Raw genomic sequence first — 26,004 nt, 5'->3', positions numbered from 1 at the left:
TATTTACTTGAAAGAAGATACAATGAGTTTTGGTGAAATTTTAGTCATTTTAGTTGTGGCAATCTTAGTTCTTGGTCCTGAAAAATTACCCTCAACTATTGTAGAGATTGCAAAAATTTTAAAAGCCATTAAAAGCAATATTGATGATGCAAAAGCAAGTATTAATAAAGAACTAAAAATAGCAGAATTAAAAGATGAAGCGCAAAAATATAAAGATGAATTTTCACAAACTAATGAAAACATCAGAAAAAAATTAAGTTTTGAAGAATTTGATCAACTCAAAGAAGATATTTTAAATAACACCAAAGAATTAAAAACAGAAATCAATGATTTAGAAAAAGATATACAAGAGCTTTCGCGCATAGAAGAAAAAGCTCAAAAAGATGAAAAAAATACTCAAAAAATGGAAAATTAAGAATGTTTGAAGAATTAAAACCACATTTAGTAGAACTTAGAAAAAGATTGTTTATAAGTGTATCTTGTGTTGTTGTAATGTTTTTTGTGTGCTTTAGTTTTAATAGTTATATTATAAACATACTTAAAGCTCCAGTTGAAGCTGCTTTACCTGAGATTTCAAAACAAATGACTTTCGTTGAGCTACAAGAGCCTTTATTTACCGCGATGAAAGTTTCATTTTTTACAGCTTTTTTGATTTCACTACCAGTAATTTTTTGGCAATTTTGGAAATTTGTAGCACCAGGACTTTATGATAATGAAAAAAAATTAGTAATACCTTTTGTAAGTTTTGCTAGTATTATGTTTGCTCTTGGGGCTTTGTTTTGTTACTATATAGTTATACCTTTGGCTTTTAAATTTTTAATTGACTTTGGTGTGCAAACTCAAGATTTTAAACCTTTAATTAGCATAGGTTTATATGTGGGATTTTTTACTAAACTTGTAATTGCCTTTGGTTTAGCATTTGAAATGCCAGTAATTACATTTTTCTTTGCAAAACTTGGACTTGTTGATGATACATTTTTAAAAAAGCATTTTAGAGTTTCTGTTTTAGTGATTTTTGTTTTTTCAGCTATGATGACACCACCTGATGTTATCTCACAATTTTTAATGGCAGTGCCTTTATGCGGGCTTTATGGAATTTCTATTTATATAGCAAAAAAAGTCAATCCTAGTCAAAAAGAAGATGATGAAAATGATTGATAAAGATCTTTTACTTTCTAGTTATGATTATGATTTGCCAAACAATCTCATAGCAAATTTCCCTATTTTACCTAAGGAAAATGCTAAACTTTTAGTTTATGAAAGATATAAAGATCAAATTTCACATTTATATTTTAAAGACTTAGCTAAAATTTTACCACCTTGCGAGATTATTTTTAATGATACAAAAGTGATTAAAGCAAGAATTTATGGAAATAAAGAAAATGGAAGTAAAATAGAGCTTTTTATCAACAACCCCTTAAAACATAATGATTTTTTAGTTCAAATTCGAGGCAAGATTAAAGAAGGTCAAATTTTATATTTTGAAAATTCCCTAAAAGTTAAAATCAAAAAATTACATGATGATGGCACAAGAGAGGTAGAATTTTTTAATAATGAAAAAAAACTCAATCATCATGAAGTTTTTGAAATTTTAGAAAAAATAGGACATATACCATTACCTCCATATATCAAAAGAGCAGATGAAGTACAAGATAACATTAACTATCAAAGTATTTTTGCAAAAAATCAAGGAGCAGTAGCCGCACCCACTGCTAGTTTGCATTTTAATGAAACAATGATAGATGAACTTAAAAAAACTCATCATAATATCCACACTATCACACTACATGTTGGTGCAGGAACTTTTAAAGGCGTAGAATGTGAAAATATCAAAGATCATAAAATGCATTCAGAATTTTTTTATATTAATGATAAAACTTGTACTTTAATTAATTCTTCTAAGAAAATACTAGGTGTAGGTACTACTGTTACTCGCTGCATAGAATATTATTATAGAAAAAAAATTAAAGAAGGTTTTTGTGATTTATTTCTTCACCCACAAAATACCCCGCAAAGGCTTGATTATTTACTAACTAATTTTCACCTACCAAAATCAACCCTTATTATGCTTGTAGCTTCTTTCATCGGTAGAGAAAAAACTTTAGAAATTTACAATGAAGCCATTTTAAATAAATACCGATTTTATTCATATGGCGATGGAATGTTGATTATTTAATCTTTTTCTTAACATATTTTTTATCTACATACCCTAAATCTACAAGTTTTTGGTAAATTTTAGCAAGCATAGGACCACCTGTGCTACTACCACTTTTACCATGCTCTATCAAAATAACCACAACATATTGAGGTTTTTCATAAGGAGCATAAGAAGTAATCCAAGCATGTGATCTTAAAAAATATTCTAAGTCTTCTTCTTTAATGCGTTTTTTTTCACTTTGTGAAATTCCTACCACTTGAGCTGTTCCTGTTTTTGCTGCTATGGTTATAGGTAAATTTTTCAAATATCTTGCGGTTGTACCACCTTGTTCATTAGCAACTTCATACATTGCACGCCTTAAAAGTGGCAATTTTGAGAGTTCGAATGTAGTAAAAATACTTTTATTATTATCAAAATTTACTTTTGTGATATTATCATCTATACTATGTAAAAAATGCGGGGTGATATTTTTTGCTGTTGCTATCATAGCTGTAAATTTAGCCACTTGTATAGGAGTAGCTAAAAAATCTCCTTGTCCTATACTAGTATTTAAAGTTTCCCCTTGATACCATGGTCGATTATATTTTTCTTTTTTCCATATTCTACTAGGAACAGTTCCAATAAATTCATTAGGCAAATCCACTCCTGTTTTTTCTCCAAAACCAATTCTTTCAAAAACAGAACTAATGGTATCAATACCTACTTCTAAAGCACCTTTGTAAAAATATACATCACAACTTTCTCTAATAGCATCATTCATATCTACAAAACCATGCCCTATTGCTTTCCAACACCTAAATTTTCTACCACCTAATTCAAAATTTGAATCACATAGAAATTTTTGTTTTTCATTAAATCTTCCACTATTTAAAAAAGCTAATGCTGTTCCCATTTTAACAACAGAGCCTGGAGGATAAAGCCCATTAGTAAGCTTATTAGTAAAAGGATGGTTTAAATCATTAGAAAGTTTATCCCACTCTTCTTGACTAATACCAGTTACAAAAGGATTTAAATTGTATTCTGGAAAACTCCCAGCAGCTAAAATAGCACCATTTTTTATATCCATAATAATAGCAACTCCTGCTAAATTTTCAAAAAGCTTGGCTAGGTACTCTTGCAAATCAAGATCGATACTTAATGTGATATTGCTTGAGATGGGTTTTTTGTAAGAAAGTTCTTCTATTTCTTTATTTAAGGCATCAACTTTACTAGTTTTTTCACCTTTTTGACCTTGCAAAATATCATTATATGATCTTTCAATACCACTGCGACCCACATAACTAGTAAGTCTTGCTATTTCATTTTCATTCATATCATTTAAATTTGCTTTGCCAACATAGCCTATAACATGACTAGCTAAATCATTATAAGGATAAAATCTTTGGGTTGTGGATTTAACTTGCATATTTTCACGCAAATTAAGCTTAGTAAAATGCTTAATCATAGCATCATATTCAACAAAAGGAACTACTTCTATGTAATCTTGATTATAATAAGAATCACCCTTTATGTAAGCTCTTTCTAATTTAGTGATATTTAAATCAGGGAAAGCTTGCACTATAGCTTGCAACTCTTGTTTTAAAAAAATTCTATTATTTTTTTTAATATACAAATAAGGTTTTATAGATATAGAAAATCCTAATTTATTAACCGCTAAAGGCCTTCCTTTTATATCTAAAATCTGCCCTCTTACTGGTGCTAGATATTGTATTTTTATAGCATTTTGTTTAGCAATTTCATCATAATAAACATTTGATTTTATACTAATATAATATACTCTAGCAAGTAAAAGCAAGAAAAAACAAGCTATAAAACCCATTACCAAACGCATACGCATTTAAATTTTTCCTTTAAAAATGACAAAAGAAACTAAAGCCTCTATAAGAAAAAACCATAGATATTCCACACCAAAATTTAAAATTTTATTATTATCTAAATAAGCCAAAAAAACATCAAAAAAATAAATAAACGCATAAGCACAAAAAGTAAAAATAATCAATAAATAATGTCCTAATTTAAGTTTGCTCTTAAACCAATCTACAAAAAAATGATAAAAGACAAAAAAAGCTATCCAAGAGCTAAAAAGATAAAAACCATGTATAATATCTATAAATAAAAGATAAAATAACGAAAAATACCATCTAAAATCAAGTTTGTTTAAAGTTCTTTCTTTTTCTTTTAAAAGAACTATCATATAACAAAAAAATACACCAAATAAAGGTGGCATCCAATAATATACAGAACTTAATACTTGATAAAATATCAAAGATAAATAAAAAAATAAATAAGAAAAATCAAATTTATTTTTTACTAGATTTTTACTCCTCATTGATTCCTAGGCTCTCTAAAATAATCTTTTTTTCTAATTTTTCTATGCCTTGTTTTTTTAAATTTGAAACCAATATTGCATTTTTATTTGTATTTAAAATCTTAGCTTTTTGACTTTGATTAAGCTTATCTACTTTTGTAAAAACTACTATTTTTTTTTGATCTGCTCTTAAAAAGGAATTTAGATATATATCTAAATTATTATCTATTTCTAAATTATCATGTCTAGAATCTACAAGATGAATAAAAAGTTTTATAGAACTACGCTCATTTAAAAATTCATCCAAATTTTTATTCCAAATAGCTTTAGTTTTTTTACTTACTTTTGCATAGCCAAAACCAGGTAAATCAATAAACATCAATTTAAATTTATCATCATCATTTTTACACTCTACTTCAAAAAAATTAATAAGTTGTGTTTTACCTGGAGTTGAAGAACTTTTGGCTAAATTTTTATTTTTACAAAGTGTATTAATTAAAGAACTTTTACCCACATTAGAACGACCCAAAAATGCAATCTCTGTTAGTGCTGGTTGTGGTGCTTCATCTATTTTAGAAGCAGAAGTTAAAAATTTAGCACTTAAAATCATTCTTTTACTTCAAAAACAAATTTAACAGGTTTTTTATCTTTACTAAAAACCCTATAAGTCATATTTTTTCTATCAACTATGATTTTATCGCCAAATAATTCTTTGTTGGTTGGCTCTTCTATAATTTTAGCATGACCATTAATTTCATAAGTATCTTTACTAACATTATATATAAATTCATCACCACTGCCATGATAAGTTTTATCTTTCATAGTAATTTTAAATTTGGCATTATTTGTAGCTATATACTTTAGTGGTTGTTTATTTTTCATATAGATAATTAATTTTTGTGAATTTAAAATATCTTTTCCTTTTTTTACTTCAACATCACCTGTTAAAATACTTGTTTCACTTTTCTCATCTAAATAAAAATCTTTTGCATAAACTTCAATTTTTTGTGCACTAAAAGCAAATAAATTAATCATACATAAAAAAATTATTATTCTAAAAACCATGCTTTTATTCCTTGTATTTTCAATTGTTTTTGATTAATATCATAAATAAAATTATCGCCAATAATTTCATTCAACCCAACATAAGCTTTAAATTGTTCTTTGGAGAATAAAATTCTTTTTTGTGTGTCATAAATAGCCTTTTGAGTTGAAATTTTTGTTTGGTTTTTATCAACATAAGTAACATTGCCTTCTAAAATAGATTGCTCTTCGTCTTTAATGAGTAGATTTGAACTTAAATTATAATCAATTGCTTGTATTTTCAAATTATCAAAAATATCTTTATCTTGGTATTTTACCCAACGACTTGCTTGATAACTTGCTTTTGTGGTAGTAGTATTAAGCTCATAATCAAATATATCAAATGCTTGCATATTAGCCATATCAATTTTTTGTGGCTTTATAGTAAAAAGATAAGGATCTTGAGTACTTAAAATAACCATCACAAAAACAAATAAGCTCATTAATGTAGCAAAAATTTTTATCGCCAAAGTTTATCCCATTGAGCCTGCATATTATTATACTCTATTAAAATCTCTATCATTTCACTCACCGCTCCACTGCCACCTTTTCTATTTAAAACTTTATCAGTTTTTAAAGCCTTATGTGCATCTTTTGGCTTAAAGCTATATCCAACTGCTTCAAGCAAACTCATATCATTATAATAATCCCCAATAGCCGCACATTGAGAAAAATCTAAGTTTAACTTCTCTAAAATTTCTTTAGCACAAGCAAGTTTATCACTAATTCCTTGATATACTAGGTCAATCTTTAAATCTCTAGCTCTAAAATACACACATTCACTTGTTCTACCTGTTATAATAGCAACTTTTTTACCAAGCTTCTGCCAAGCCTCAATAGCCGCACCATCCTTTACATTAAATTCTTTAATTTCTCCATAATTTTGAGTATAGATAATTTTACCATCTGTCAAACAGCCATCTACATCTAAAAAAATAAGTTCTATCATAATTTTACTCTCTTACTATAAATGCACCTGGGAAAGATCCACTATCAACAAAGTCTCTTGCCTCTTGCTCACTTCTAAAGCCTTTTAAGAATACTCTATGCAAACCATCTTTAGCGCTTGTTTGTATAGTTGAGGTATATGAATTATAATTTTTATATCTATTTGCTATTAATTCTGCACCACTTTTATTTCTAAATGCACCAATTTGAACCATAAAAGAACCACCTTGGAAAATATGCCCACTATCAACTATAGCTCCACTACTTCCTAAATTAGAATTTGTATGCACTGAACCTGAATTTGCACTTGTTCCAAAACCTATTACTTCAAGTCTTACAGGTGCTGTTCCAGAATGTATCATATCAATATCTCTTGCAGCCATATTAGATAGATCAATAATTCTTCCTGCCACAAATGGTCCTCTATCGTTTATTCTCACAGTAGTTTGACGATGATTTTTTAAATTTGTTACCTTCACTATAGTATTCATTGGTAAAGTCTTATGAGCTGCTGTATAAGCGTGCTGATCATAAGTTTCACCATTAGAAGTTTTTTTACCATGAAAACCTGGCCCATACCAACTAGCTATACCATCTGCAGTTTCACCAACCTCAACCACAGTTGGATAATAAGTCTTTCCATTAATAGTATAAGGTTTCATTGTGCCTTTTAAGCTAGTATTATTGTGCTTAACGCTTTTAAAATCTCGTTCTGGATAATATACAGTAGGCGTGCTAATAGGTACTATACTACAAGCACTAAATAAAACCCCTACACAACTAACGACTAACGACTTTTGTATGAGAGTTTTTTGATATTTTTTGAGTTGTTTTAACTTTTGCATTATTATTCTCCTTAATTTTTAACACAAGTTTTTGATTAATATTAATCAGATTTCCTTTGATTTTATTATATTCTTTAATACTCTCAACACTAATTTTATGTTTTTTAGCAATAGTATATAAACTATCACCTTCTTTTACTATATAAATTTTTGTATAAGGTATGGTAGTATCAACTTTTGCTAATTTTACATTTTGCAAAGCTCTTTCAACCACAGCACTTTTACTTAAAGGAATGTACATATAATAATCTTTTTTATCAGGTGGAGTAAAATCATAATTAAAATGTGGATTATAGCGTTTAAATTCACTATATGACATTTTAGACACTTTAGCAAGCTCTCTTAAAGAAACACTCGGCGGAATAGATATTTTTTTAACTTCACTAGATAATGCATAATTTAACAAAGCACTATCTTGAGAGATCAAAAAATCATTATTATTTGCTAAAAAAGCCATAGTTAGAATTTTTCTAATAAAAATTCTAGTTTCCAATGGAAGATATTTTTTATCAGGATCAAGTAAAACTTTCAAATCATCACTTTGTGCTTTTTTGATTGCTTGACGCAATTTTCCATCACCACAATTATAAGCTAAAATAGCCAAATACCATTTTCCAAATTGTTCTTTTAGCTGTTTTAAATAAGCAATAGCCGCATAGGTTGATTTAACCAAATCTTTTCTTTCATCTACATAAGGATCAACGCGTAAGCCTAATGTTTGTGCTGTAGGCTTCATAAATTGCCATACACCAACTGCTTTTGTTCTTGATATACTATGAGTTTTTAAACCAGATTCTACAATAGCTAAATATAAAAATTCTTGAGGAATATTTTCTTTTTCTAAAATTTTACGGATAATTGGAGTTATCTTATAAAATTCTCTCATAGTATCCACTAGGGTTTTAGAATGTATATTAATAGATGATTCTTTAAATTCTAAAAAAATCATATCACTTAAATAATTTGCTTCAATATCTAAATTTCTTAAAATTTGAGCTTGTTGTGTGTAATGCTCTGGTGTAAATTGCATTGCATCAGCATTCAAACACAACAATAAAAAAAATAAAAATAATTTTCTTTTCATTATAAACCTTGAAAGAACAATCTTTTAGCATTAAAATTAGTAAGTTTTATTACTTCTTGTTTATCAAGCTGTAACACTTGAGCTATTTTTTGCGCTACAAAATGCGTTAAAATAGGATCATTTGTTTTACCTCTATATGGTTCTGGAGTTAAATAAGGTCCATCAGTTTCTAGCACAATTTTATCTTTTGGAATTTTAGGTAAAATCTCTATTAAATTTTTAGCATTTTTAAAAGTTAAAACACCACCAATTCCAAAATAAAAACCATCATTAGCTAATTGCAATAAAAGCTCACTTGCATTAAAGCAATGTAAAACTCCACCTTGTAAATACTTTGCATAAGATTTTAAAATATTAAAACTATCTTCATTAGCATCACGAACATGAACTATTAAAGGTTTTTTATATGCTATAGCAAGTTCAATTTGTGTTATAAAAATCTCTTTTTGTTTAGTTTTTATATGCGAATCATTATTTTTTAAACGATAATAATCAAGTCCGCATTCACCTACTGCAACACATTTTTTATCATCTATAAATTCTTTTAAAATATCCAAGTCAAAATCATCTATATCATAAGGATGCACTCCGCATGAAAAATATACATTTTCATAACTATGTGCTATTTCTCTAGATCTTGGCAAATCCTTAATATCTGCACCTGGTATAATTATTTTATCAATTCCACTTGCAAAAGCATGCATTAGCATTTCATCTAAATACCCAAAATAAGCTTGACTATCTAAATGACAATGCGTATCTATGATTTTTTCTTTAAAATCACAATCTAAAAACATACCTCAACCCTGTTTCTTCCATTAGCTTTTGCTAAATCTAAAGCTTTTTGAGCTTTATTTAATAAATCCTGAATTTGATCTCCTTTGTTTCCAAAAACAACACCGATAGAAACACTATAATCAATCTCATCTAATACAACCAATACGCTTTCTTTGGCTATATTTACTCTAATATTTGAAAATACTTTCAAGGCCTCTTTATTGCTAGTATTTTTCAATACAACATAAAATTTTCCATCTTCAATTTTAGTTGCCAAATCCATACCTCGAATTTGATCTTTGATTTTTTTTGCTGTATGTTTAATTACACCATCACCACAATCATAACTTATTTCATAATTTATCGTTGCAAGATTATCTATATCAATTAATGCCAAAGCCATTTCTTCATTTTCTTGTATATCTTCTAAATAATCTAAAAATTTCTTTTCAAAAACAGAATAATCATCAAGTCCTGTTAAAAGATCTTTATCTAAACTATATTCATTCAATAAAACACATTTTTGCATATAATCTAGGCAATTATTTACTCTACAATTTAATGATTCTTTTTGAAAAGGCCTAATAACATAATCATTTACTCCTTTTCTAAATGCTCTAGCTTCCAAAGCATCATCTTTATCTCCAACCATAATCACACCAAGTTCGATTTTAGAATATTTACTACGAACCTCAGCAAGTAAATCTTCTCCGCTAATAACAGGCATAGTTGCATCACAAATAATTAATCTTGTATCAGGATTATCACCAAGATAATTCAAAGCTTCTTCCCCGTGTGCTGCTGCTAAAACATTAAAAAGTTGATTATTTAAATTTTTTTTCATTTCTGCACGCAAAGTTACATTAGCAATAGCCAAAACAATTTTAGTTTTATTGTTTTTTTGAAGCATTCTGATTGAATTTATCATTTCATCAATACAACTTTCACTATCTTTTTGTATATAGCCTATTATATCTTTTTCCATAAATTTTTTACGAGTTTGCCCATCACTACTTCCTGTTAAAACTATAGCTGGAATATTTTTTTCTAAAACCACATCTACAACTTCACCATTAGGTGCATCTGGCAAACAAAGATCCACAAAAGTCATAAAATAATCATTTTTTACTAATTCTTTAGCACTATTCATATCAAAAGCAACATCAACTTTTAATCCCAATGTATTTTCTACTTTTTTGGCTAAAAGTTTTGTAAGCATTTTATTATCATCAATAATTAAAATTTTTTCTTCCATAATCATCTCTCTTTGCAATTTAAAATTATTATTATATCATATACAAATTTACTTTTTGTTTCTAAAGTAAAGTTCTAGTAAATTCCAAAGCCTCTTGAGTGATATTTTCTCCGCTCACCATTCTTGCTAATTCTCTTACTCTTTCTTCGTTTTCTATTTTTCTCACCCTACTTTCATTGTCTATCTTTTCTACTAAAAAATGATTGTTAGCTTTTGATGAAAGCTGTGGTAAATGCGAAATAGCAAATATTTGATAAAATTTAGCAAGCTCTTTTAAAACTTCAGCTATACTCATAGCTTCTTTTCCACTTAAATTTGCATCAATCTCATCTAAAAATATTATCCCATTAGCTTTATTAGTTACATTGCATTCAGTTGCTATAAAAGAAAGTCTAAGACGATTTATTTCACCTGAGCTTAAATTCTTTAAATTTGCCTCATTAATATTTAAACTTATTTCATCTTTGCCTAAAATACTTAAAGCGCATTCTTTAAGTTCTAATTTTACATCTTTCATATAAAGTTTTTTAAGATAAAAATTGAGTAAATTTTCAAGCTCTTTTAATCTTTTTTTACGCAAAATGCTTAATTTTTGACTTTTTTCATCTAAAAGTATTTTGGCACTTTGCACTTTTTCTTCTAATTCCTTTTTTTCAAAACTTAAATTTTCATAATGAGCTAGTTCTGATTTTTTCTTTTCTAAGGCTTCTAAGGCTTCTTCTATACTTCCATATTTTGAAATCAAAGAAGAAAGTTTTTCTATCCTATCAAGTACTTCTTCTATATCAAAATCAAAATCATCAAAGCTTTGATTTTCCCACACTGCCCTTAGTTCATTTAAACACTCTGAAAAAAATGAACTATCAACATCGCTAATTTGCAAAGCTTCAATTACAGCTGATTCTAGTTCAAAAATTCTGCTTGCCCTATTCCAAGCTGCATCAATTTTATCTTTTTTAGAAAGCCTTTTTTTAAAACTCATTAATTCTTCAAATTCTCCTATTTTAGGATTGATACTTTGGATTTTTTGTATTTCAAAACTAGTAAATTCTTTTAATTCTTCCACCTTCTTCTCTTCTTCTTGAATTTTTTCCAATCTAGTCTTATTTTCTGTGTATTCTTTATAGGTGTTTTTATATTCATTAAGAAAATCTTGAAATTTCTTATCTTCCTTTACTTGCATAAAATCAAGCAAATTTAAAAATCTTTCATTTGAAAATTCATTGTTTTCTTTAGCTGAAAGATATTTTACAAATTTCTTAGAAAGTAAAGCTAAATTCTTTTTTGAAATAAGCTGGTTGTTGATAAAATAACGCGTGCTTTTATCTTTTAAAAGTTTAAATACATTTAATTCTTCATTTTCAATACCAAATTCATCTAGTTCAAGCTCATCATTTAACAAAACTTCAACCATTTTAGCTTCACTCTCACTTAAAGCAAAAGTTGCTAAAATAGCTTTAAAAAGCACTGATTTTCCAGTACCACTAAGCCCAGTAAAAACAGTAAGTCCAGCTTCTAAGTCTAGTTTTGCTTGTTTAAAACCCAAATTTTCTTTTATTAAAATACTTTCTATCATTATTTACCCCAGTTTAATTTCTCTTTTAAAATTTGGAAATAATCTCTATCTTTTTTGTGTATAAAGCTAATTTCTTTTTTGCTAAGTCCTATAAAGATTTTATCATATTCTCTAGGATCAATCACTTCTTGTCCATCTAAATATAATAAGCAATGTTTAACTTTCAACTCAAGTTCAAATCCATAGGGTAAAACTATAGGTCTTTGAGTCAAAGAATGCGAGCAAACTGGAGTTACAACAAAAGTTTCATTCCAAGGATGCACTATAGGTCCTCCAGCACTAATATTGTAAGCGGTAGATCCGCTTGAGCTAGCAATTATCAAACCATCACCATAATAAGCATTAAAAAGTTTATTTTCAAAAAATACTTTTACATTTGCCATTAAAGCATTATCACGAGAAAAAACAGCATCATTAAATGCAAATTTTTTAATAACTTTGTTTTTTTTATGAAGCACTATTTGAAGCATTTTCGCTTTTTCTATTTTGTATTGCTCATTAAAAAAATCATCAAAAAACTCCTGAACTTCTTCAAAAGAAAGTGCTGTTAAAAAACCTAAATTTCCGGCATTAATTCCCAAAATAGGTTTTTTGGCTTGATAAGTTTGCCGACATAAAGATAAAAGAGTTCCATCACCACCTAAAGAAATTAAAAAATCTAAATTATGTAAATCTTTAATATTAATTTTTTCATAATTTAAAAATATAAGTTCTATATTTCTTTGTAAAAAAATTTTTTTTAAAAGTGCTATTTGCTCACTTAAATTTGTATTTAATTTACAAAATAAACCAATTTTTTGAATTTTTTCTCTATTTATATATTTTTTCATAAAAAAATTATAACAAAACTTAGCTAAGCAAAAGAATAAAATACTATAATAATGAAATTAAACAAAATTAAGCTAAGGAAAAATTTTGAGAACTCATTATAATACAGAGCTTAACATACAAAATGTTGGCGAGGAAGTGACATTATGTGGTTGGGTAAATTCTTACCGCGATCATGGAGGTGTAATTTTTATTGATCTTAGAGATCGTAGCGGACTTATACAGTTAGTATGCGATCCTGCAGATAATCAAGAAGCACACAATATAGCTTCATCGGTGAGAAATGAATATGTTTTAATAGCACAAGGAAAAATTCGCCCACGCGGTGAAGGACTTGCAAATCCAAAACTAAAAACCGGAGAAATAGAAGTTGTTATAAATAAACTTACTATTGAAAATGAAAGTGCTGTAGTGCCTTTTGCAATAGGAGATGAAAGCGTCAATGAAGAATTAAGATTAAAATATAGATTCTTGGACCTAAGAAACAAAAAGCTTTATGATAATTTTGCATTAAGATCAACTGCTTGTATAGCAACAAGAAATTCTTTAGCAAAAATGGGATTTTTGGAAGTTGAAACTCCTATATTAACCAAAGCTACCCCTGAAGGTGCTAGAGATTATTTAGTTCCATCGCGTGTTCATCAAGGAGAATTTTATGCCCTACCTCAAAGTCCTCAACTTTTCAAACAACTTTTAATGTGTTCAGGATTTGATAGATATTTTCAAATTGCAAAATGTTTTAGAGATGAAGATTTAAGAGCGGATCGCCAACCTGAATTTACTCAAATAGATATAGAAATGAGTTTTTGTGAGCAAAAAGATATCATAGCTATGGCAGAAAATTTACTTAAAGATATTTTCAAAGCTTGCGGAAAAGAAATTAGCATACCTTTTAGACAAATGAGTTATAAAGAAGCTATGGAAAATTATGGTTCTGATAAGCCTGATTTAAGATTTGATATGAAATTTATCGATGTAATTGATATTTTTGCAAAATCAAATAACGAAATTTTTGCAAATATCGCAAAAGATGCAAAGAAAAATCGCATTAAAGCCTTAAGAGTTCCAAAAGGTGATACAATTTTCTCAAAACGCCAAATGCAAAGATTTGAAGAATTTGTACGCAAATTTGGAGCAGCAGGACTTGCATTTATACAAATGAAAGAAGATGGTCCTAAGGGTCCACTTTGCAAATTCTTTAGTGAAGAGGATTTGAATGCTTTAATTCAAAGATGTGAATTAGAAGTTGGAGATGTAGTATTTTTTGGTGCAGGGGCTAAGAAAACTGTGCTTGATTATATGGGTAGATTTAGATTATTCTTAGCTGATGAAATGAAAATTATTGATGAGGATAAATTAGAATTTTTATGGGTTATTGATTTTCCTATGTTTGAACAAAATGATGATGGAAGCTATTCTGCAATGCACCATCCATTTACTATGCCAAAAAATATTGATGAACAAGATCTTGAAGAAATTAATTCTATTGCGCATGATGTGGTATTAAATGGTGTAGAATTAGGCGGAGGTAGTATAAGAATTCACAAAAGCCCTATTCAACAAAAAGTATTTAAACTTTTAAATATTGATGAAGAAGAGCAAAGAAAGAAATTTGGCTTCTTGCTTGATGCATTAAGCTTTGGAGCACCGCCACATGGTGGTATAGCAATAGGTCTTGATAGACTTATCATGCTTTTAACAAAATCTTCAAGTATTAGAGAAGTTATTGCTTTTCCTAAAACTCAAAGAGCACAATGTCTTATGACTCAAGCTCCAAGTGAAGTAAGTAATGAACAAATGAGAGAATTAGGTATAAGATTAAGGGAGAATACTAAATGAAACAATTATTTTTAATCATAGGCGCACCAGGTAGTGGTAAAACAACCGATGCGAGTATTATTGCTACAGATGATACAAATATTACTCATTATTCTACAGGTGATTTATTAAGAGCTGAAGTTGCCAGCGGTAGTGAGCTAGGAAAGACTATAGATAGTTTTATCTCTAAAGGAAATTTAGTTCCTTTAAAAGTAGTAGTTAATACTATTATAACCGCTTTAAAAAATGCACCAACTAATACTATATTAATAGATGGTTATCCAAGAAGTGTAGAACAAATGCTTGAATTTGATAGGGTATTAAAAAATCAAAATGAAGTAAATTTAAAAGGTGTTATAGAAGTTAAAGTTAGCGAAAAAGTTGCTAGAGAAAGAGTTTTAGGGCGTGCTAGAGGTGCTGATGATAATGAAGAAGTTTTTAATAATAGAATGAAAGTTTATTTAGAACCTTTAGAAGAAATAACAAATTTCTATACTAAAGAAAATATCCACCATATAATCAATGGTGAAAGAAGTATTGAAGCTATCGTTGCTGATATGAAAAAATTAATCGATGATTTATTAAAATAAAGGATGTAAAAATGGATATTAGTAAAATCAAAGTTGGAGAAGTTCCAAATAAACTTAATGCAGTAATTGAAATTCCTTATGGTTCAAACATCAAATATGAACTTGATAAAGAAAGCGGAGCTATAGTTGTTGATCGTGTAATGTATTCAGCTATGTTTTATCCAGCAAACTATGGTTTTATACCAAATACTCTTGCAGATGATGGTGATCCAATTGATGTTTTAGTGTTAAATGAATATCCTATTCAAGCAGGAGCTGTAATTCCTTGTCGTTTAATAGGAGTATTGTTAATGGAAGATGAAAGCGGTATGGATGAAAAATTACTAGCTGTCCCGGTAAGCAAAATTGATCCAAGATATGATAATATTAAAACTTTAAATGATTTACCAAAAGCAAGCTTAGATAAAATCAAAAATTTCTTCGAAACCTATAAAATACTCGAACCAAACAAATGGGTAAAAGTAAAAGAATTTGCAGGTATTGAAAAAGCGAGTGAAATTTTAGAAAATTCTATTAAAAATTATAAATAATCAAAGTCCTTTTTAAGGACTTCACAAAGGATAAGAAAAATGAAAAGTATTATTGCTTTTAGTATAGCTTTTGTTGTGTTAATAGGTGCTAGTATTGGTTTTTATATGTGGTATTTTGATGATAATTCAAAAACATATGTTTATGATTATAAGCAAAACAATTCCTACCAAAATCATACTTCAACAAATAATCAACACAATCAAGAACAAAATAATATAAGTAGTAATACTTATGAAGAATTAAATATAAATCAAGAATCTGAACCAATAGATCAAAACAAATCAAGTGTTGATGAAAATATAATAACTAAAAATACTCAAAATTCTGACTCAACATCACAAATAGACACAATAGATAACCAAAAAATAAAGAATATTAAAAAAGAAATTGCAACACCTATTAATCCTACTGAACAAATCAAAAACACTCAAATTAATCAAGTTAAAAATAAAGAACAAGCAAAAGAGGAAAAAACAACAAAATATAAAAATACTATGCAAGAATACATTGCAAAAGGTAAAACTAGTAGATATGAGCCAAGATTGAGTGATGATTTTGTTAAAGTTTATGTTTTAGATGGAAAAAATTTAAGTGATTATAGAATTTCTATGTTAAAAGAGATGATTAATCCGATTCAAGCAAATTCGCAAGATTATAATTTAACAATTTTTATCAATATGCTTTCAAATAATAATATGAAATTGAGCATTTACAATAAAGACATTGTTTTTGCTAAAAATAAGAAAAAATATAATTATGTAGATATAAAAATTTCTGATTTAAAATTTTTATTTGAAAGAAATGGTTATAATAAATATAGTAATGAAAATTTACTTGAGAAAATTAGTCAAAATCTAGCAAGAGAAGATGTGATAAAAAGAATGAAAATTCAAGGTTATGCTGATGATAGAGGTAGTATTTTTGCAAACTATATAATAGGATTAAATAGAGCAATGAATGTAGCTAAACACTTTTTTAGTTTTACTGAAATAATAGAAATAGAATCTTTAGGAAAAGATACTTACCCTATCAAAGATAAATCTGACTCACAAAGACAAAATAATCGTAAAGTAGAAATTAGTTTTTATAACTAATTTCTCAAAATTCAAAACTTCTTTAACAATTTTAAGCTAACATAACAATTTATTTTCATTCTCAAGGTAGCAATTATGTATGATAAATCACTAGAAAAAGAATATTATAAAATTTGCGAAGAACGCGGATATTTTGAAATCAATGGCAATAAAAAAATTCAAGAAAAAGGTAAAAACTTTTGCATCATGATGCCACCACCTAATGTAACGGGTGTTTTGCATATAGGTCATGCTCTAACTTGTACCTTACAAGATATCACAACGCGTTATAAAAGAATGGATGGATATAAAACTCTTTATCAACCAGGGCTTGATCATGCAGGTATTGCAACACAAAATGTCGTAGAAAAACAACTTTTAGCTCAAGGTATTAAAAAAGAAGAACTTGGTAGAGAAGAATTTATAAAAAAAGTTTGGGAATGGAAAGAACAAAGCGGTGATACTATAGTTAAACAAATGCGAATTTTAGGTATCACTCCTGCTTGGAGTCGTTTGCGCTTTACTATGGATGAAGGTCTAGTTAATGCAGTAAAAAAAGCCTTTGTAGATCTTTATGATAAGAAACTTATCGTGCGTGGAAATTACATGGTAAATTGGTGCACTCATGATGGGGCATTAAGTGATATAGAAGTAGAACACAAAGAAAATAAAGGAAAATTATATTATCTAAAATACTTCTTAGAAAATTCTCAAGAATATATCATAGTAGCTACCACAAGACCAGAAACTTATTTTGGTGATAGTGCTGTGATGGTTAATCCAAATGATGAAAGATTTAAACACTTAATTGGTAAAAATGTAATTTTGCCTTTAATAGATAGAAAAATTCCTATTATTGCAGATGAGCATGTGGATATGGAATTTGGAACTGGATTTGTAAAAGTAACCCCTGCACACGATCATAACGACTATGAAGTAGGCTTAAGACATAAACTTGAATTTATTACCATCTTTAATGAAAAAGGTATTTTAAATGAACATTGTTTGCATTTTAAAGGCTTAGAAAGATTAGAAGCAAGAGATGTTATTATAAAAGAATTACAAGAAAAAGGTTTTGTTGAAAAGATAGAAGATTATACTAATCAAGTAGGATATTGCTATCGTTGTAAAAATGTGGTTGAACCATATATTTCTAAACAATGGTTTGTGAAAAATGAAATTGCTAAAGAAAGCATAGAAAAAGTAAATCTTGGCTATAGTAAGTTTTATCCTACACATTGGATTAATAGTTTTAATGCTTGGATGAGAGATTTAAAAGATTGGTGTATTTCAAGACAACTTTGGTGGGGTCATCAAATTCCTGTATATTATTGTGAATGCTCTCATGAATGGGCAAGCGAAGAAACCCCGAGTCAGTGTCCAAAATGTCAAAGCACTAATTTCAAACAAGATCCTGATGTTTTAGATACTTGGTTTTCTTCGGGTCTTTGGGCTATGAGTACTTTAGGTTGGGGTAATAAAGACTGGGGCAAAAACACACTTTGGTATGAAGATGATTTAAAAGATTTTTATCCAAATTCTTTATTAATCACTGGATTTGATATCTTATTTTTCTGGGTTGCTAGAATGATGTTTCAAAGCACTAATGCTTTAGGTGAGCTTCCTTTTAAAGATATATATTTACATGCTTTAGTTAAAGATGAGCAAGGTAGAAAAATGAGTAAATCTTTAGGTAATGTAATCGATCCAGTACAAAGCGTGGATGAATATAGTGCTGATATTTTGCGTTTCACCCTTGCACTTTTAGCTATTCAAGGTAGAGATATAAAGCTAAGTAGTGATAAATTAATACAAGTTAGGAATTTTACCAACAAACTTTACAATGCGAGTAAATTTTTACTTTTAAATGAAGAAAAATTTGAAGATTTAGATAAAAGTAAAATTCAAACTAATTTAGCAAAATATTTGCTATCTCGTTTTGAACTTTGCGTAAAAGAAACTAGAGAAAATTTAGATAATTACCGCTTTAATGATGCAGCAAATACCTTATATAGATTTTTCTGGGATGAATTTTGTGATTGGGGGATTGAGCTTAGCAAGGCTGAAAAATCGAGTATAAAAGAACTTGGAAGCATTTTCAAAGAAGCATTAAAACTTTTAAATCCCTTTATGCCATTTATTAGTGAATATTTATACCATGAATTAAGTAAAACTTCTATTCAAACTCATGAGTCTATAATGATTTCAAAGTATCCCAAATTTAATACTAGAAATGAAAAAATAGAAAAATTATTTAATATCATCATAGAAAGTATAGTCGGTATTCGCCGTGCAAAAACTTTAGTAGAACTTGCAAATACAAAAATTCAAAAAGCTTGTATAAAATTAAATGATGAAAGTTTAATAGCTGAGTTAAAAAATTACACTAACTTCATCTCTACACTTGCAAAATGCGAAAATATCGAGTTTATCACTATAAATTTGGAAAAATCTATTAGAGATGTGAGTGAAAATTTAGAAGTTTTCATTCCTACTCAAGATCTTGATTTAAGTGGTGTTTTAAATAGACTAAATAACCAAAAAGTAAAACTTGAAAAAGAGTTCAACAAACTAGATACTATGATGAAAAATGAAAAATTTATCTCTAATGCACCCACTGCAGTAGTAGAACAAAACAAAACTCAGCTTGAAAACATTAAAACTCAACTAGAAAAAATAAATGATGAAATTTCTAATTTAGAAGGCTAATAAGTGATAAAAATACAAAATCTTAAAAAATACTACGGTAAAGAATTAGTCATTAATGATGTTTCTTTAGAAGTTAAAGAAGGTGAAATTTATGCCCTTGTTGGACATAGCGGGGCAGGAAAATCAACTTTGCTAAGATGTATTAATGGTTTGGAAAATTATCAAAGCGGCAGCGTGCAAGTTTTTGGTAAAGAAATAGCTACTTTAAAAGAAAAAGAACTTAGAAATTTTAGAAAAGACATAGGAATGATTTTTCAACATTTTGCACTTATGAATAGGAAAAATGTATTTGAAAATGTAGCTATGCCTTTAGAAATTCATAATTTTGACAAAAATAAAATTCAAAAAAGAGTTAATGAGCTTTTAGATCTTGTAGGGCTTTTAACTAAAAGTAAGACTTATCCAAATGAGCTAAGTGGTGGGCAAAAACAAAGAGTAGCCATAGCTAGAGCCCTTGCTTTAAATCCTAAAATTTTACTTAGCGATGAAGCTACTTCTGCACTTGATCCAAATACTACAAATAATATCTTAGAGCTTATTGCTAAAATTAATCAAGAGTTTAATATCAGCGTTGTATTAGTAACTCATGAAATGGAAGCAGTAAAACAAATAGCACAAAAGGCAGTATTGTTAGAACATGGACAAATCATAGGTAAAGGAAAAATCGAAGATTTGTTTTTAAAGCCGAGTGAAAAAATGCGTGAGTTTTTAGGAGAAAATGAATTTTTTCCGCAAAACGGAGTTAATGTACGCTTATATTTTTGCAAAGAAAAAGCCAATCAAAGTATCATCACTCATATGGCTAGAAGCTTAAATATTGATTTTAATATTGTATGGGGTAAAATAGAAAAATTAAACAACAATGCTTTAGGAAATTTGGTAATTAACATAGAAACTAAAGATCAAGAAAAAGTTTTAAATTACCTACAAGAAAATGGTGTTATTTGGGAGCTAGTGTAATGAATTTAGAAGCAATCTTAAGAAATTTTGAAAATATACTTTACCCAGCATTACTAGAAACTCTTTATATGAGTTTTACAGCTACTTTTTTAGCTTTTTTAATTGCACTTATCCCTGCAATCGTGCTTACTATCACAGATAAAGATGGATTATGTGAAAATAAAAACATTTATAGTGTGCTTGATTTTATTATAAATATTTTAAGATCTTTTCCTTTTTTAGTGCTTATTGTAGTCTTAAGTCCTTTTACAAAATATCTTATTGGTATTAGCATAGGTACAACTGCTACCATAGTTCCACTTACCATAGGCATTGCACCTTATCTAGCTAAAATGATTGAGAGTGCTTTTAAGGAAATTGATCCTGGTATTATAGAAGCAGCAAGATCTTACGGAGCTAGCAAAGCACAAATTATCTTTAAAGTTATGTTTAATGAGGCTTTACCAAGTATTATTAATGGTGTTACCTTAATTTTAATCATAGTTATTGGTTTTTCTGCTATGGCAGGAACTGTTGGAGGTGGAGGTTTGGGTGATGTAGCTATTCGCTATGGTTATGAGCGTTTTAGAACTGATATTATGATCCAAACTGTTGTTATTTTGATTGTGCTAGTGCAAATCATACAATTTATAGGAAATATACTTTACAAAATCACCAAAAGATAGATAATGAAACACAAACTTGGTATTTTACTAGCAGCAACTAAAAATTCAAGCTTTACCATAGGAACCCTACTCATTAATATCATGGATGTTATGAGTGAGAAGGTAGATATATTTTATATTTTACATGATGGTTTTAGCTTAAATGATCAAAATATCATGAAAAAAATCGTTAAAGATAAAATAATTGAATTCATTCCTTTTACTCAAGAAGATTTTTTAGCTACTCTTGAAAAAAATCAAAATGATATTAGTGATTTATTTTTCCTAAAAAGATGGACACATATGGCTTTTGCTAGATTTGAAGCTTTTAAGTTTTTACATGAGTGTGAAAGTATTATTTATCTTGATTTTGATGTTTTACTTTTAAAAAGCATAGATGAACTTAGGAAATTAAGAGCTAGAAAATATCATTTTGGTGCAAGATTGGGTAAAACTTTACTTATTGAAAGCTTGCCTGCAAAAAAAGAGCATCATAAAAAGCGAACATATTTAACTGGAATTTTGGTCTTTACCGATCTTATTCCAAATCCTTTACAATGTTATCAATTTATCTATAAACATTTAAATGAGAATATTCATAATTTAAACGATCAAGGATTATTTACACTACTAGCTTTAGAATACAAGTTTAAAATAAAAGATTTAAAAGATACTTATAATGGAAATATTGATTATCGAACTAATTTATCACAAAAGGCATCTATAACACATGCAGAAGGTAGCAACAATCGTTTTTGGAATAATATTTTATGCAATCAAACATGGCCTAAATGGCAAGAATACTATGAAAAATGGTTGAAATTTGGTGGTAGTGAATATTTAGATGGAGTAAAAGCTACCAATACTCAAGCAAAAGCAAGAGTAAGATATCACTTATCATATAAATTAGGTTATGCTTTTATAGAATGTACTAAAAATAAGAAAAAACTTCCAATATTGCCTTTTACTTTATTAAAGATTTATTATAAACACACAAAACTTGCTAAGCAATATCAAAAAGATTTAAAAACAAAACCTTATCTTAAACTTCCACCTTTATCAAGCTATGATGATTATAAAAGTGAAGGTATAAAAAATCAAAATACCTATTCTTATAAAATCGGACAATCTCTCATAAGTGCTCAAAAAAATTGGTATGGGGGGGGGTATATTAACTTTATAAAAGATTTGAAAAAATTTGCTAAAGAATATAAAAATAAACTAAAATAAAGCTTTTTCTACCTTATTAATATTTTTACAATATAATCAAGCATTTTAAAAACTATAAAAAGGAGTTAAAATGAAATTGTTAAAATTACTCGTTGCAAGCATAATTTTAGGTGCAAGTTTATTTGCTAATGAAGTTATCATAGTAGGTGCCACACCTGTTCCTCATGCTGAAATTTTAGAACAAACAAAAGATTTGTTAAAAAAAGAAGGCTATACGCTAGAAATTAAGGAATTTAATGATTATGTTTTACCAAATCTTAGCACAGATAGCAAGGAACTTGATGCAAATTTCTTCCAACATCAGCCTTATTTGGATGAATTTAATGCCAACAAAGGCACAAAGTTAATTAGCGTTGCAAAAATTCACATCGAACCAATGGCAGTTTATTCTAAAAAATATAAAAATATCCAAGATCTTCCACAAAATGCTACTATAGCAGTTCCTAATGATCCAACAAATGAAAGTAGAGCTTTGGATATTATCGCTAATACCAAGTTGGTAAGTTTTGAAAATGTTGCTCTAAAAACTCCACTTGATATTAAAGATAATTCTAAAAATATCAAATTTAAAGAGCTAAAGGCAGCACAACTTCCAAGAGCTTTAGATGATGTTGATTTTGCAGTGATTAATTCAAATTATGCCCTATCTGCAGGTTTAAATCCGGTAAAAGATTCTATTTTAATAGAAAGCAAAGAAAGTCCTTATGCAAATATCTTAGTAACTACTCAAGATAATAAAGACAATCCTAAAATAAAAGCTTTAGTAAAGGCTTTGCAAAGTCAAAAAGTAAAAGATTTTATCAATGAAAAATATCAAGGCGCAGTAATTCCTGCATTTTAAAATTAACCTTGAGTACCAAACTCAAGGTTAATTATTTTTAATAAGTTCTGTGGTTATTTTAGCTATTTCTAATTCTTCTTCTGTTGGAACAATTAAAATTTTAATCTTAGAATCTTTTTTGCTAATCTCACCATTTCTAAGTTGTGTATTTTTATCTAAATCTATATCAAATCCTAAATGTGCTAATCTTTGACATACTTTTGTTCTAACAATATCATCATTTTCACCTATACCAGCCGTAAAAATCAAAGCATCTACTCTAGGTAAAATCGCAAAATAAGAGCCAATATATTTACTCAAACGATAACAAAACATATCAAGAGCAAGTCTTGCTTTTTCATTATTTTGTTCAATTTGTGATTCTATATCTCTAAAATCATTAAATCCACAAATTCCATAAACACCACTTTTTTTATTCATAATAGTATCTAAATCAGCTGGATTTAAATTTAATTCTTTTGCTAAAAATGGTAATACAGCAGGATCAATATCTCCACATCTAGTTCCCATAATCAAACCTTCTAGCGGAGTAAAACCCATAGAAGTATCTACGCATTTTCCATTTTCTATAGCACAAACACTCGCACCATTTCCAAGATGAGCACTAATTGCATTAAACTCATTAGTATCCTTACCAAGTATATGTGCAGCTTGCTTGCTTACATAAGAATGTGAAGTACCATGAAAACCATATTTTCTTACTTGATATTTTTCATAAAATTCATAAGGCAAAGCATACATATAAGCATAATCTGGCATACTTTGATGAAAAGCTGTATCAAAAACAGTAACATTAAGAACATTTGGAGCTGCTTTTATCATAGTTTTAATGCCTATTAAATGTGCAGGATTGTGTAAAGGCGCTATATGAGAAACCCTATCAATTTCATTTAAAACCTCATCATTTACTAAACAATGCTTAGTTAAATTTGGACCTCCATGAACTATCCTATGCCCACATCCATCAAGTTCATTTAAATCATGTAAAATTCCACTTTGAGCAAAAAGCTCATTTACTAATTCTATACCTTGCTCATGATCTTTAATCGCTAGCTCTTTTTTATATTTTTGACCATTTTTTAAATCTTTAAGTTCTATTGTAGAATTTTGTTCGCCTATTTTTTCCACCAAACCAGAAGCCAAAGCTTCATCTTTTTCAAAAAGTTTAAATTTAATCGAAGATGAACCTGAATTTAAAACTAAAATTTTCATTTTTCTCCTTATTCTTGTGCTTGAATAGCACTTAAAATCACAGTATTAACGATATCTTCTACCAAGCAACCTCTACTTAAATCGTTAATTGGTTTTTTAAGTCCTTGTAAAATCGGACCAATAGCTAAAGAATTTGCTGTTCTTTGCACTGCTTTATAGCAAATATTTGCCGCATTTAAGTCAGGAAATACATACACATTAGCCTTTCCTGCTACTTTAGAATTTGGCATTTTGCTTTTTGCTGTTAGCATATCATAAGCAGCGTCAAATTGTATAGGGCCTTCTATTTTGAGTTGAGGATATTTTTCTTTAGCTATTTTAGTAGCTTCTCTAATTGCATCTACACTAACCCCACTCCCACTATCCCCACTAGAGTATGAAAGTAAAGCTACTTTAGGTTCAAGTCCAAAAGCCTTAGCACTATTTGCACTTACATAAGCAATTTCAGCAAGTTGCTCAGGAGTTGGATTTGGCATAACAGCACAATCAGCAAAAACCAAAACTTTATCTTCTAAAGACATAAAAAACATACCAGAAACTAAGCTTACATCAGGTTTTGTTTTTATAATTTGCAAAGCAGGACGAATGGTTTCAGCAGTAGTTGTACTTGCACCACTTACCATAGCATGGGCTTTTTGAGTATGCACTAGCAAGGTTGCAAAATATGTTTTATCTTGTACAAGTTTTTTAGCCTCTTCTTTACTCATACCTTTGCTTTTCCTAGCCTCATACAAAAGCTCTTCAAATTCTTCATTATATTGAGAATTTTTAGGGTTAATAATACGCACGCCATCAATATTGATATTTAAGCTATTAGCTTTAGCACAAATTTCATTACTATCACCCAACAAAATCAAATCAACAATCCCATTTTGCATTAAAAACTCGCTTGCCTTTAACACCCTCTCATCAAAACTTTCAGGTAAAACTACTATTTTTTTATCCGCTTTTGCTTTTTCAAAAAGCTCATAAGAAAATCTTGCTTGAGTTTTATAGGTATATTCTTGCAATAAATCTTGAGTAAAATCTTCATTTTCTTTTAACAAAACAAATCTGCTAAGCTTTTGACTTAATAAGAAATTTAGCATAGTATAATTTTCATCTTGACTTTTTGCATATAATGGAGTGTTTAACTCCTTAGCTAAAACAATATTTAAATTTAAATCCCCCATTAAACCAAAATCATCTATCCCAATCACTATAACAAAATCACTTTCTTTTTTAATTTTCTCATAATCTTGTATAATTTTTTTAAAAAAATTATTTGGATTTTGAGTAAATTTAACCTGATAATCATTTTTTTCAAAACTACCAAAAAAATCTAGCTTGGAATTTATCTTTGAACACATTGAAGCAATTTTTTCTTTATTTTTTTCACAAAAAACAGGAAAATAAAAAGCTATTTTGCCTTGAATTTTCTTTAAAGATTGTGCCAAAAATTTTTCATCAATACAATTTAATAAAAACATGGATTTCATTTTTTCCTCTTTTTTTAACAAAATAGTTGTTTTTTTGTAATATAATAATTCTAAAA

General features: G+C 28.4%; 25 protein-coding genes and 1 pseudogene. 12 read left to right on the top strand and 14 right to left on the bottom strand.

The window, feature by feature from the left end; all coding sequences use genetic code 11:
* The first annotated feature begins 22 nt into the window (after positions 1-22).
* The 3 genes from tatB to queA are packed head-to-tail and all read left to right on the top strand — an operon-like array spanning position 23 to position 2,176.
* The gene (tatB, locus tag CARM_RS03680; RefSeq protein WP_139425142.1) at positions 23-415 is read left to right on the top strand and encodes a Sec-independent protein translocase protein TatB; all 393 of its coding nucleotides are present in this window, start codon (positions 23-25) and stop codon (positions 413-415) included.
* 2 nt (positions 416-417) lie between these two features.
* Positions 418-1,158, top strand: a complete 741-nt coding sequence (gene tatC, locus CARM_RS03675) for a twin-arginine translocase subunit TatC (RefSeq protein WP_139425140.1) — start codon at positions 418-420, stop codon at positions 1,156-1,158.
* A complete protein-coding gene (queA, locus tag CARM_RS03670; protein WP_139425138.1) occupies positions 1,145-2,176 on the top strand; it encodes a tRNA preQ1(34) S-adenosylmethionine ribosyltransferase-isomerase QueA in 1,032 nt (343 codons plus the stop codon). Before tatC ends, queA begins: the two co-directional genes overlap by 14 nt.
* On the opposite strand, the gene mrdA is transcribed toward queA, so the two are convergent.
* From mrdA to CARM_RS03610, 12 genes are all read right to left on the bottom strand, one after another.
* Positions 2,169-3,995, bottom strand: a complete 1,827-nt coding sequence (mrdA, locus tag CARM_RS03665; RefSeq protein ID WP_139425136.1) for a penicillin-binding protein 2 — start codon at positions 3,993-3,995, stop codon at positions 2,169-2,171. The two genes, queA and mrdA, sit on opposite strands and share 8 nt — an antisense overlap.
* The gene (locus tag CARM_RS03660) at positions 3,996-4,487 is read right to left on the bottom strand and encodes a hypothetical protein (protein ID WP_139425134.1); all 492 of its coding nucleotides are present in this window, start codon (positions 4,485-4,487) and stop codon (positions 3,996-3,998) included.
* On the bottom strand, positions 4,477-5,076 hold the full coding sequence (gene yihA / locus CARM_RS03655; RefSeq protein WP_139425132.1) for a ribosome biogenesis GTP-binding protein YihA/YsxC: 600 nt from the start codon (positions 5,074-5,076) through the stop codon (positions 4,477-4,479). Before yihA ends, CARM_RS03660 begins: the two co-directional genes overlap by 11 nt.
* Positions 5,073-5,531, bottom strand: a complete 459-nt coding sequence (gene lptA, locus CARM_RS03650; RefSeq protein WP_139425129.1) for a lipopolysaccharide transport periplasmic protein LptA — start codon at positions 5,529-5,531, stop codon at positions 5,073-5,075. The genes yihA and lptA overlap by 4 nt, the downstream gene beginning before the upstream one ends.
* On the bottom strand, positions 5,516-5,992 hold the full coding sequence (locus CARM_RS03645) for a hypothetical protein (RefSeq protein WP_176300994.1): 477 nt from the start codon (positions 5,990-5,992) through the stop codon (positions 5,516-5,518). The genes lptA and CARM_RS03645 overlap by 16 nt, the downstream gene beginning before the upstream one ends.
* A gap of 17 nt (positions 5,993-6,009) precedes the next feature.
* The gene (locus CARM_RS03640; RefSeq protein WP_139425125.1) at positions 6,010-6,498 is read right to left on the bottom strand and encodes an HAD hydrolase family protein; all 489 of its coding nucleotides are present in this window, start codon (positions 6,496-6,498) and stop codon (positions 6,010-6,012) included.
* 4 nt (positions 6,499-6,502) lie between these two features.
* Positions 6,503-7,342, bottom strand: coding sequence for a septal ring lytic transglycosylase RlpA family protein (locus CARM_RS03635; RefSeq protein ID WP_139425123.1), 840 nt, complete (start codon positions 7,340-7,342; stop codon positions 6,503-6,505).
* Positions 7,278-8,426, bottom strand: coding sequence for a lytic transglycosylase domain-containing protein (locus CARM_RS03630; protein WP_139425121.1), 1,149 nt, complete (start codon positions 8,424-8,426; stop codon positions 7,278-7,280). Before CARM_RS03630 ends, CARM_RS03635 begins: the two co-directional genes overlap by 65 nt.
* On the bottom strand, positions 8,426-9,223 hold the full coding sequence (locus CARM_RS03625) for a TatD family hydrolase (RefSeq protein ID WP_139425119.1): 798 nt from the start codon (positions 9,221-9,223) through the stop codon (positions 8,426-8,428). Before CARM_RS03625 ends, CARM_RS03630 begins: the two co-directional genes overlap by 1 nt.
* Positions 9,214-10,458, bottom strand: coding sequence for a bile resistance response regulator CbrR (cbrR, locus tag CARM_RS03620; RefSeq protein WP_139425117.1), 1,245 nt, complete (start codon positions 10,456-10,458; stop codon positions 9,214-9,216). Before cbrR ends, CARM_RS03625 begins: the two co-directional genes overlap by 10 nt.
* A 61-nt stretch (positions 10,459-10,519) precedes the next feature.
* Complete coding sequence (locus CARM_RS03615; RefSeq protein ID WP_139425115.1) at positions 10,520-12,034, bottom strand: AAA family ATPase; 1,515 nt, start codon at positions 12,032-12,034, stop codon at positions 10,520-10,522.
* Positions 12,034-12,864 carry an NAD(+)/NADH kinase gene (locus tag CARM_RS03610; RefSeq protein WP_139425113.1) on the bottom strand — a complete coding sequence of 277 codons (831 nt, stop codon included), beginning with the start codon at positions 12,862-12,864 and terminating at the stop codon, positions 12,034-12,036. Before CARM_RS03610 ends, CARM_RS03615 begins: the two co-directional genes overlap by 1 nt.
* Positions 12,865-12,949: 85 nt before the next feature.
* Between CARM_RS03610 and aspS the strand changes: the two genes are divergently transcribed.
* The 9 genes and pseudogenes from aspS (at position 12,950) to CARM_RS03565 (ending at position 23,258) form a co-directional block, all read left to right on the top strand.
* On the top strand, positions 12,950-14,701 hold the full coding sequence (aspS, locus tag CARM_RS03605) for an aspartate--tRNA ligase (protein WP_139425111.1): 1,752 nt from the start codon (positions 12,950-12,952) through the stop codon (positions 14,699-14,701).
* On the top strand, positions 14,698-15,270 hold the full coding sequence (locus CARM_RS03600; RefSeq protein WP_139425109.1) for an adenylate kinase: 573 nt from the start codon (positions 14,698-14,700) through the stop codon (positions 15,268-15,270). Before aspS ends, CARM_RS03600 begins: the two co-directional genes overlap by 4 nt.
* Positions 15,271-15,281: 11 nt before the next feature.
* Positions 15,282-15,800 (top strand): inorganic diphosphatase, encoded by a 519-nt coding sequence (ppa, locus tag CARM_RS03595; protein ID WP_139425107.1) that lies wholly within the window; start codon positions 15,282-15,284, stop codon positions 15,798-15,800.
* A 39-nt stretch (positions 15,801-15,839) separates the two neighbouring features.
* Positions 15,840-16,895: an OmpA family protein gene (locus CARM_RS03590; RefSeq protein WP_139425105.1), complete on the top strand. Its 1,056-nt coding sequence runs from the start codon at positions 15,840-15,842 to the stop codon at positions 16,893-16,895.
* Between the two features lie 75 nt (positions 16,896-16,970).
* Positions 16,971-19,583: a valine--tRNA ligase gene (locus tag CARM_RS03585; RefSeq protein ID WP_139425103.1), complete on the top strand. Its 2,613-nt coding sequence runs from the start codon at positions 16,971-16,973 to the stop codon at positions 19,581-19,583.
* Positions 19,584-19,586: 3 nt separating this feature from the next.
* Complete coding sequence (locus CARM_RS03580) at positions 19,587-20,543, top strand: methionine ABC transporter ATP-binding protein (RefSeq protein WP_139425101.1); 957 nt, start codon at positions 19,587-19,589, stop codon at positions 20,541-20,543.
* A gap of 23 nt (positions 20,544-20,566) precedes the next feature.
* Positions 20,567-21,202 (top strand): annotated as a pseudogene (locus CARM_RS08590) (methionine ABC transporter permease); the annotation flags it as partial.
* A gap of 9 nt (positions 21,203-21,211) precedes the next feature.
* The gene (locus CARM_RS08585) at positions 21,212-22,417 is read left to right on the top strand and encodes a glycosyltransferase (protein ID WP_139425097.1); all 1,206 of its coding nucleotides are present in this window, start codon (positions 21,212-21,214) and stop codon (positions 22,415-22,417) included.
* A 70-nt stretch (positions 22,418-22,487) separates the two neighbouring features.
* Entirely contained in the window at positions 22,488-23,258 is a 771-nt protein-coding gene (locus CARM_RS03565; protein ID WP_139425095.1) for a MetQ/NlpA family ABC transporter substrate-binding protein, read from the top strand.
* A gap of 27 nt (positions 23,259-23,285) precedes the next feature.
* Here CARM_RS03565 and CARM_RS03560 read toward each other — a convergent pair whose 3' ends face one another.
* Positions 23,286-24,470 (bottom strand): acetate kinase, encoded by a 1,185-nt coding sequence (locus CARM_RS03560; RefSeq protein WP_139425093.1) that lies wholly within the window; start codon positions 24,468-24,470, stop codon positions 23,286-23,288.
* An 8-nt stretch (positions 24,471-24,478) separates the two neighbouring features.
* Entirely contained in the window at positions 24,479-25,948 is a 1,470-nt protein-coding gene (pta, locus tag CARM_RS03555; RefSeq protein WP_139425091.1) for a phosphate acetyltransferase, read from the bottom strand.
* Positions 25,949-26,004: the final 56 nt, after the last annotated feature.

The organism is Campylobacter armoricus (assembly GCF_013372105.1).
Taxonomy (GTDB): domain Bacteria; phylum Campylobacterota; class Campylobacteria; order Campylobacterales; family Campylobacteraceae; genus Campylobacter_D; species Campylobacter_D armoricus.
The sequence above is the reverse complement of the archived record's forward strand: the minus strand, read 5'-3'. Positions and strand labels throughout refer to the sequence as shown.

Coding starts and splice junctions, on each gene's coding strand:
- tatB (WP_139425142.1), top strand. CDS start 23: ATGAGTTTTGGTGAAATTTTAGTCATTTTAGTTGTGGCAATCTTAGTT.
- tatC (WP_139425140.1), top strand. CDS start 418: ATGTTTGAAGAATTAAAACCACATTTAGTAGAACTTAGAAAAAGATTG.
- queA (WP_139425138.1), top strand. CDS start 1,145: ATGAAAATGATTGATAAAGATCTTTTACTTTCTAGTTATGATTATGAT.
- mrdA (WP_139425136.1), bottom strand. CDS start 3,995: ATGCGTATGCGTTTGGTAATGGGTTTTATAGCTTGTTTTTTCTTGCTT.
- CARM_RS03660 (WP_139425134.1), bottom strand. CDS start 4,487: ATGAGGAGTAAAAATCTAGTAAAAAATAAATTTGATTTTTCTTATTTA.
- yihA (WP_139425132.1), bottom strand. CDS start 5,076: ATGATTTTAAGTGCTAAATTTTTAACTTCTGCTTCTAAAATAGATGAA.
- lptA (WP_139425129.1), bottom strand. CDS start 5,531: ATGGTTTTTAGAATAATAATTTTTTTATGTATGATTAATTTATTTGCT.
- CARM_RS03645 (WP_176300994.1), bottom strand. CDS start 5,992: ATGAGCTTATTTGTTTTTGTGATGGTTATTTTAAGTACTCAAGATCCT.
- CARM_RS03640 (WP_139425125.1), bottom strand. CDS start 6,498: ATGATAGAACTTATTTTTTTAGATGTAGATGGCTGTTTGACAGATGGT.
- CARM_RS03635 (WP_139425123.1), bottom strand. CDS start 7,342: ATGCAAAAGTTAAAACAACTCAAAAAATATCAAAAAACTCTCATACAA.
- CARM_RS03630 (WP_139425121.1), bottom strand. CDS start 8,426: ATGAAAAGAAAATTATTTTTATTTTTTTTATTGTTGTGTTTGAATGCT.
- CARM_RS03625 (WP_139425119.1), bottom strand. CDS start 9,223: ATGTTTTTAGATTGTGATTTTAAAGAAAAAATCATAGATACGCATTGT.
- cbrR (WP_139425117.1), bottom strand. CDS start 10,458: ATGGAAGAAAAAATTTTAATTATTGATGATAATAAAATGCTTACAAAA.
- CARM_RS03615 (WP_139425115.1), bottom strand. CDS start 12,034: ATGATAGAAAGTATTTTAATAAAAGAAAATTTGGGTTTTAAACAAGCA.
- CARM_RS03610 (WP_139425113.1), bottom strand. CDS start 12,864: ATGAAAAAATATATAAATAGAGAAAAAATTCAAAAAATTGGTTTATTT.
- CARM_RS03600 (WP_139425109.1), top strand. CDS start 14,698: ATGAAACAATTATTTTTAATCATAGGCGCACCAGGTAGTGGTAAAACA.
- ppa (WP_139425107.1), top strand. CDS start 15,282: ATGGATATTAGTAAAATCAAAGTTGGAGAAGTTCCAAATAAACTTAAT.
- CARM_RS03590 (WP_139425105.1), top strand. CDS start 15,840: ATGAAAAGTATTATTGCTTTTAGTATAGCTTTTGTTGTGTTAATAGGT.
- CARM_RS03585 (WP_139425103.1), top strand. CDS start 16,971: ATGTATGATAAATCACTAGAAAAAGAATATTATAAAATTTGCGAAGAA.
- CARM_RS08585 (WP_139425097.1), top strand. CDS start 21,212: ATGAAACACAAACTTGGTATTTTACTAGCAGCAACTAAAAATTCAAGC.
- CARM_RS03565 (WP_139425095.1), top strand. CDS start 22,488: ATGAAATTGTTAAAATTACTCGTTGCAAGCATAATTTTAGGTGCAAGT.
- CARM_RS03560 (WP_139425093.1), bottom strand. CDS start 24,470: ATGAAAATTTTAGTTTTAAATTCAGGTTCATCTTCGATTAAATTTAAA.
- pta (WP_139425091.1), bottom strand. CDS start 25,948: ATGAAATCCATGTTTTTATTAAATTGTATTGATGAAAAATTTTTGGCA.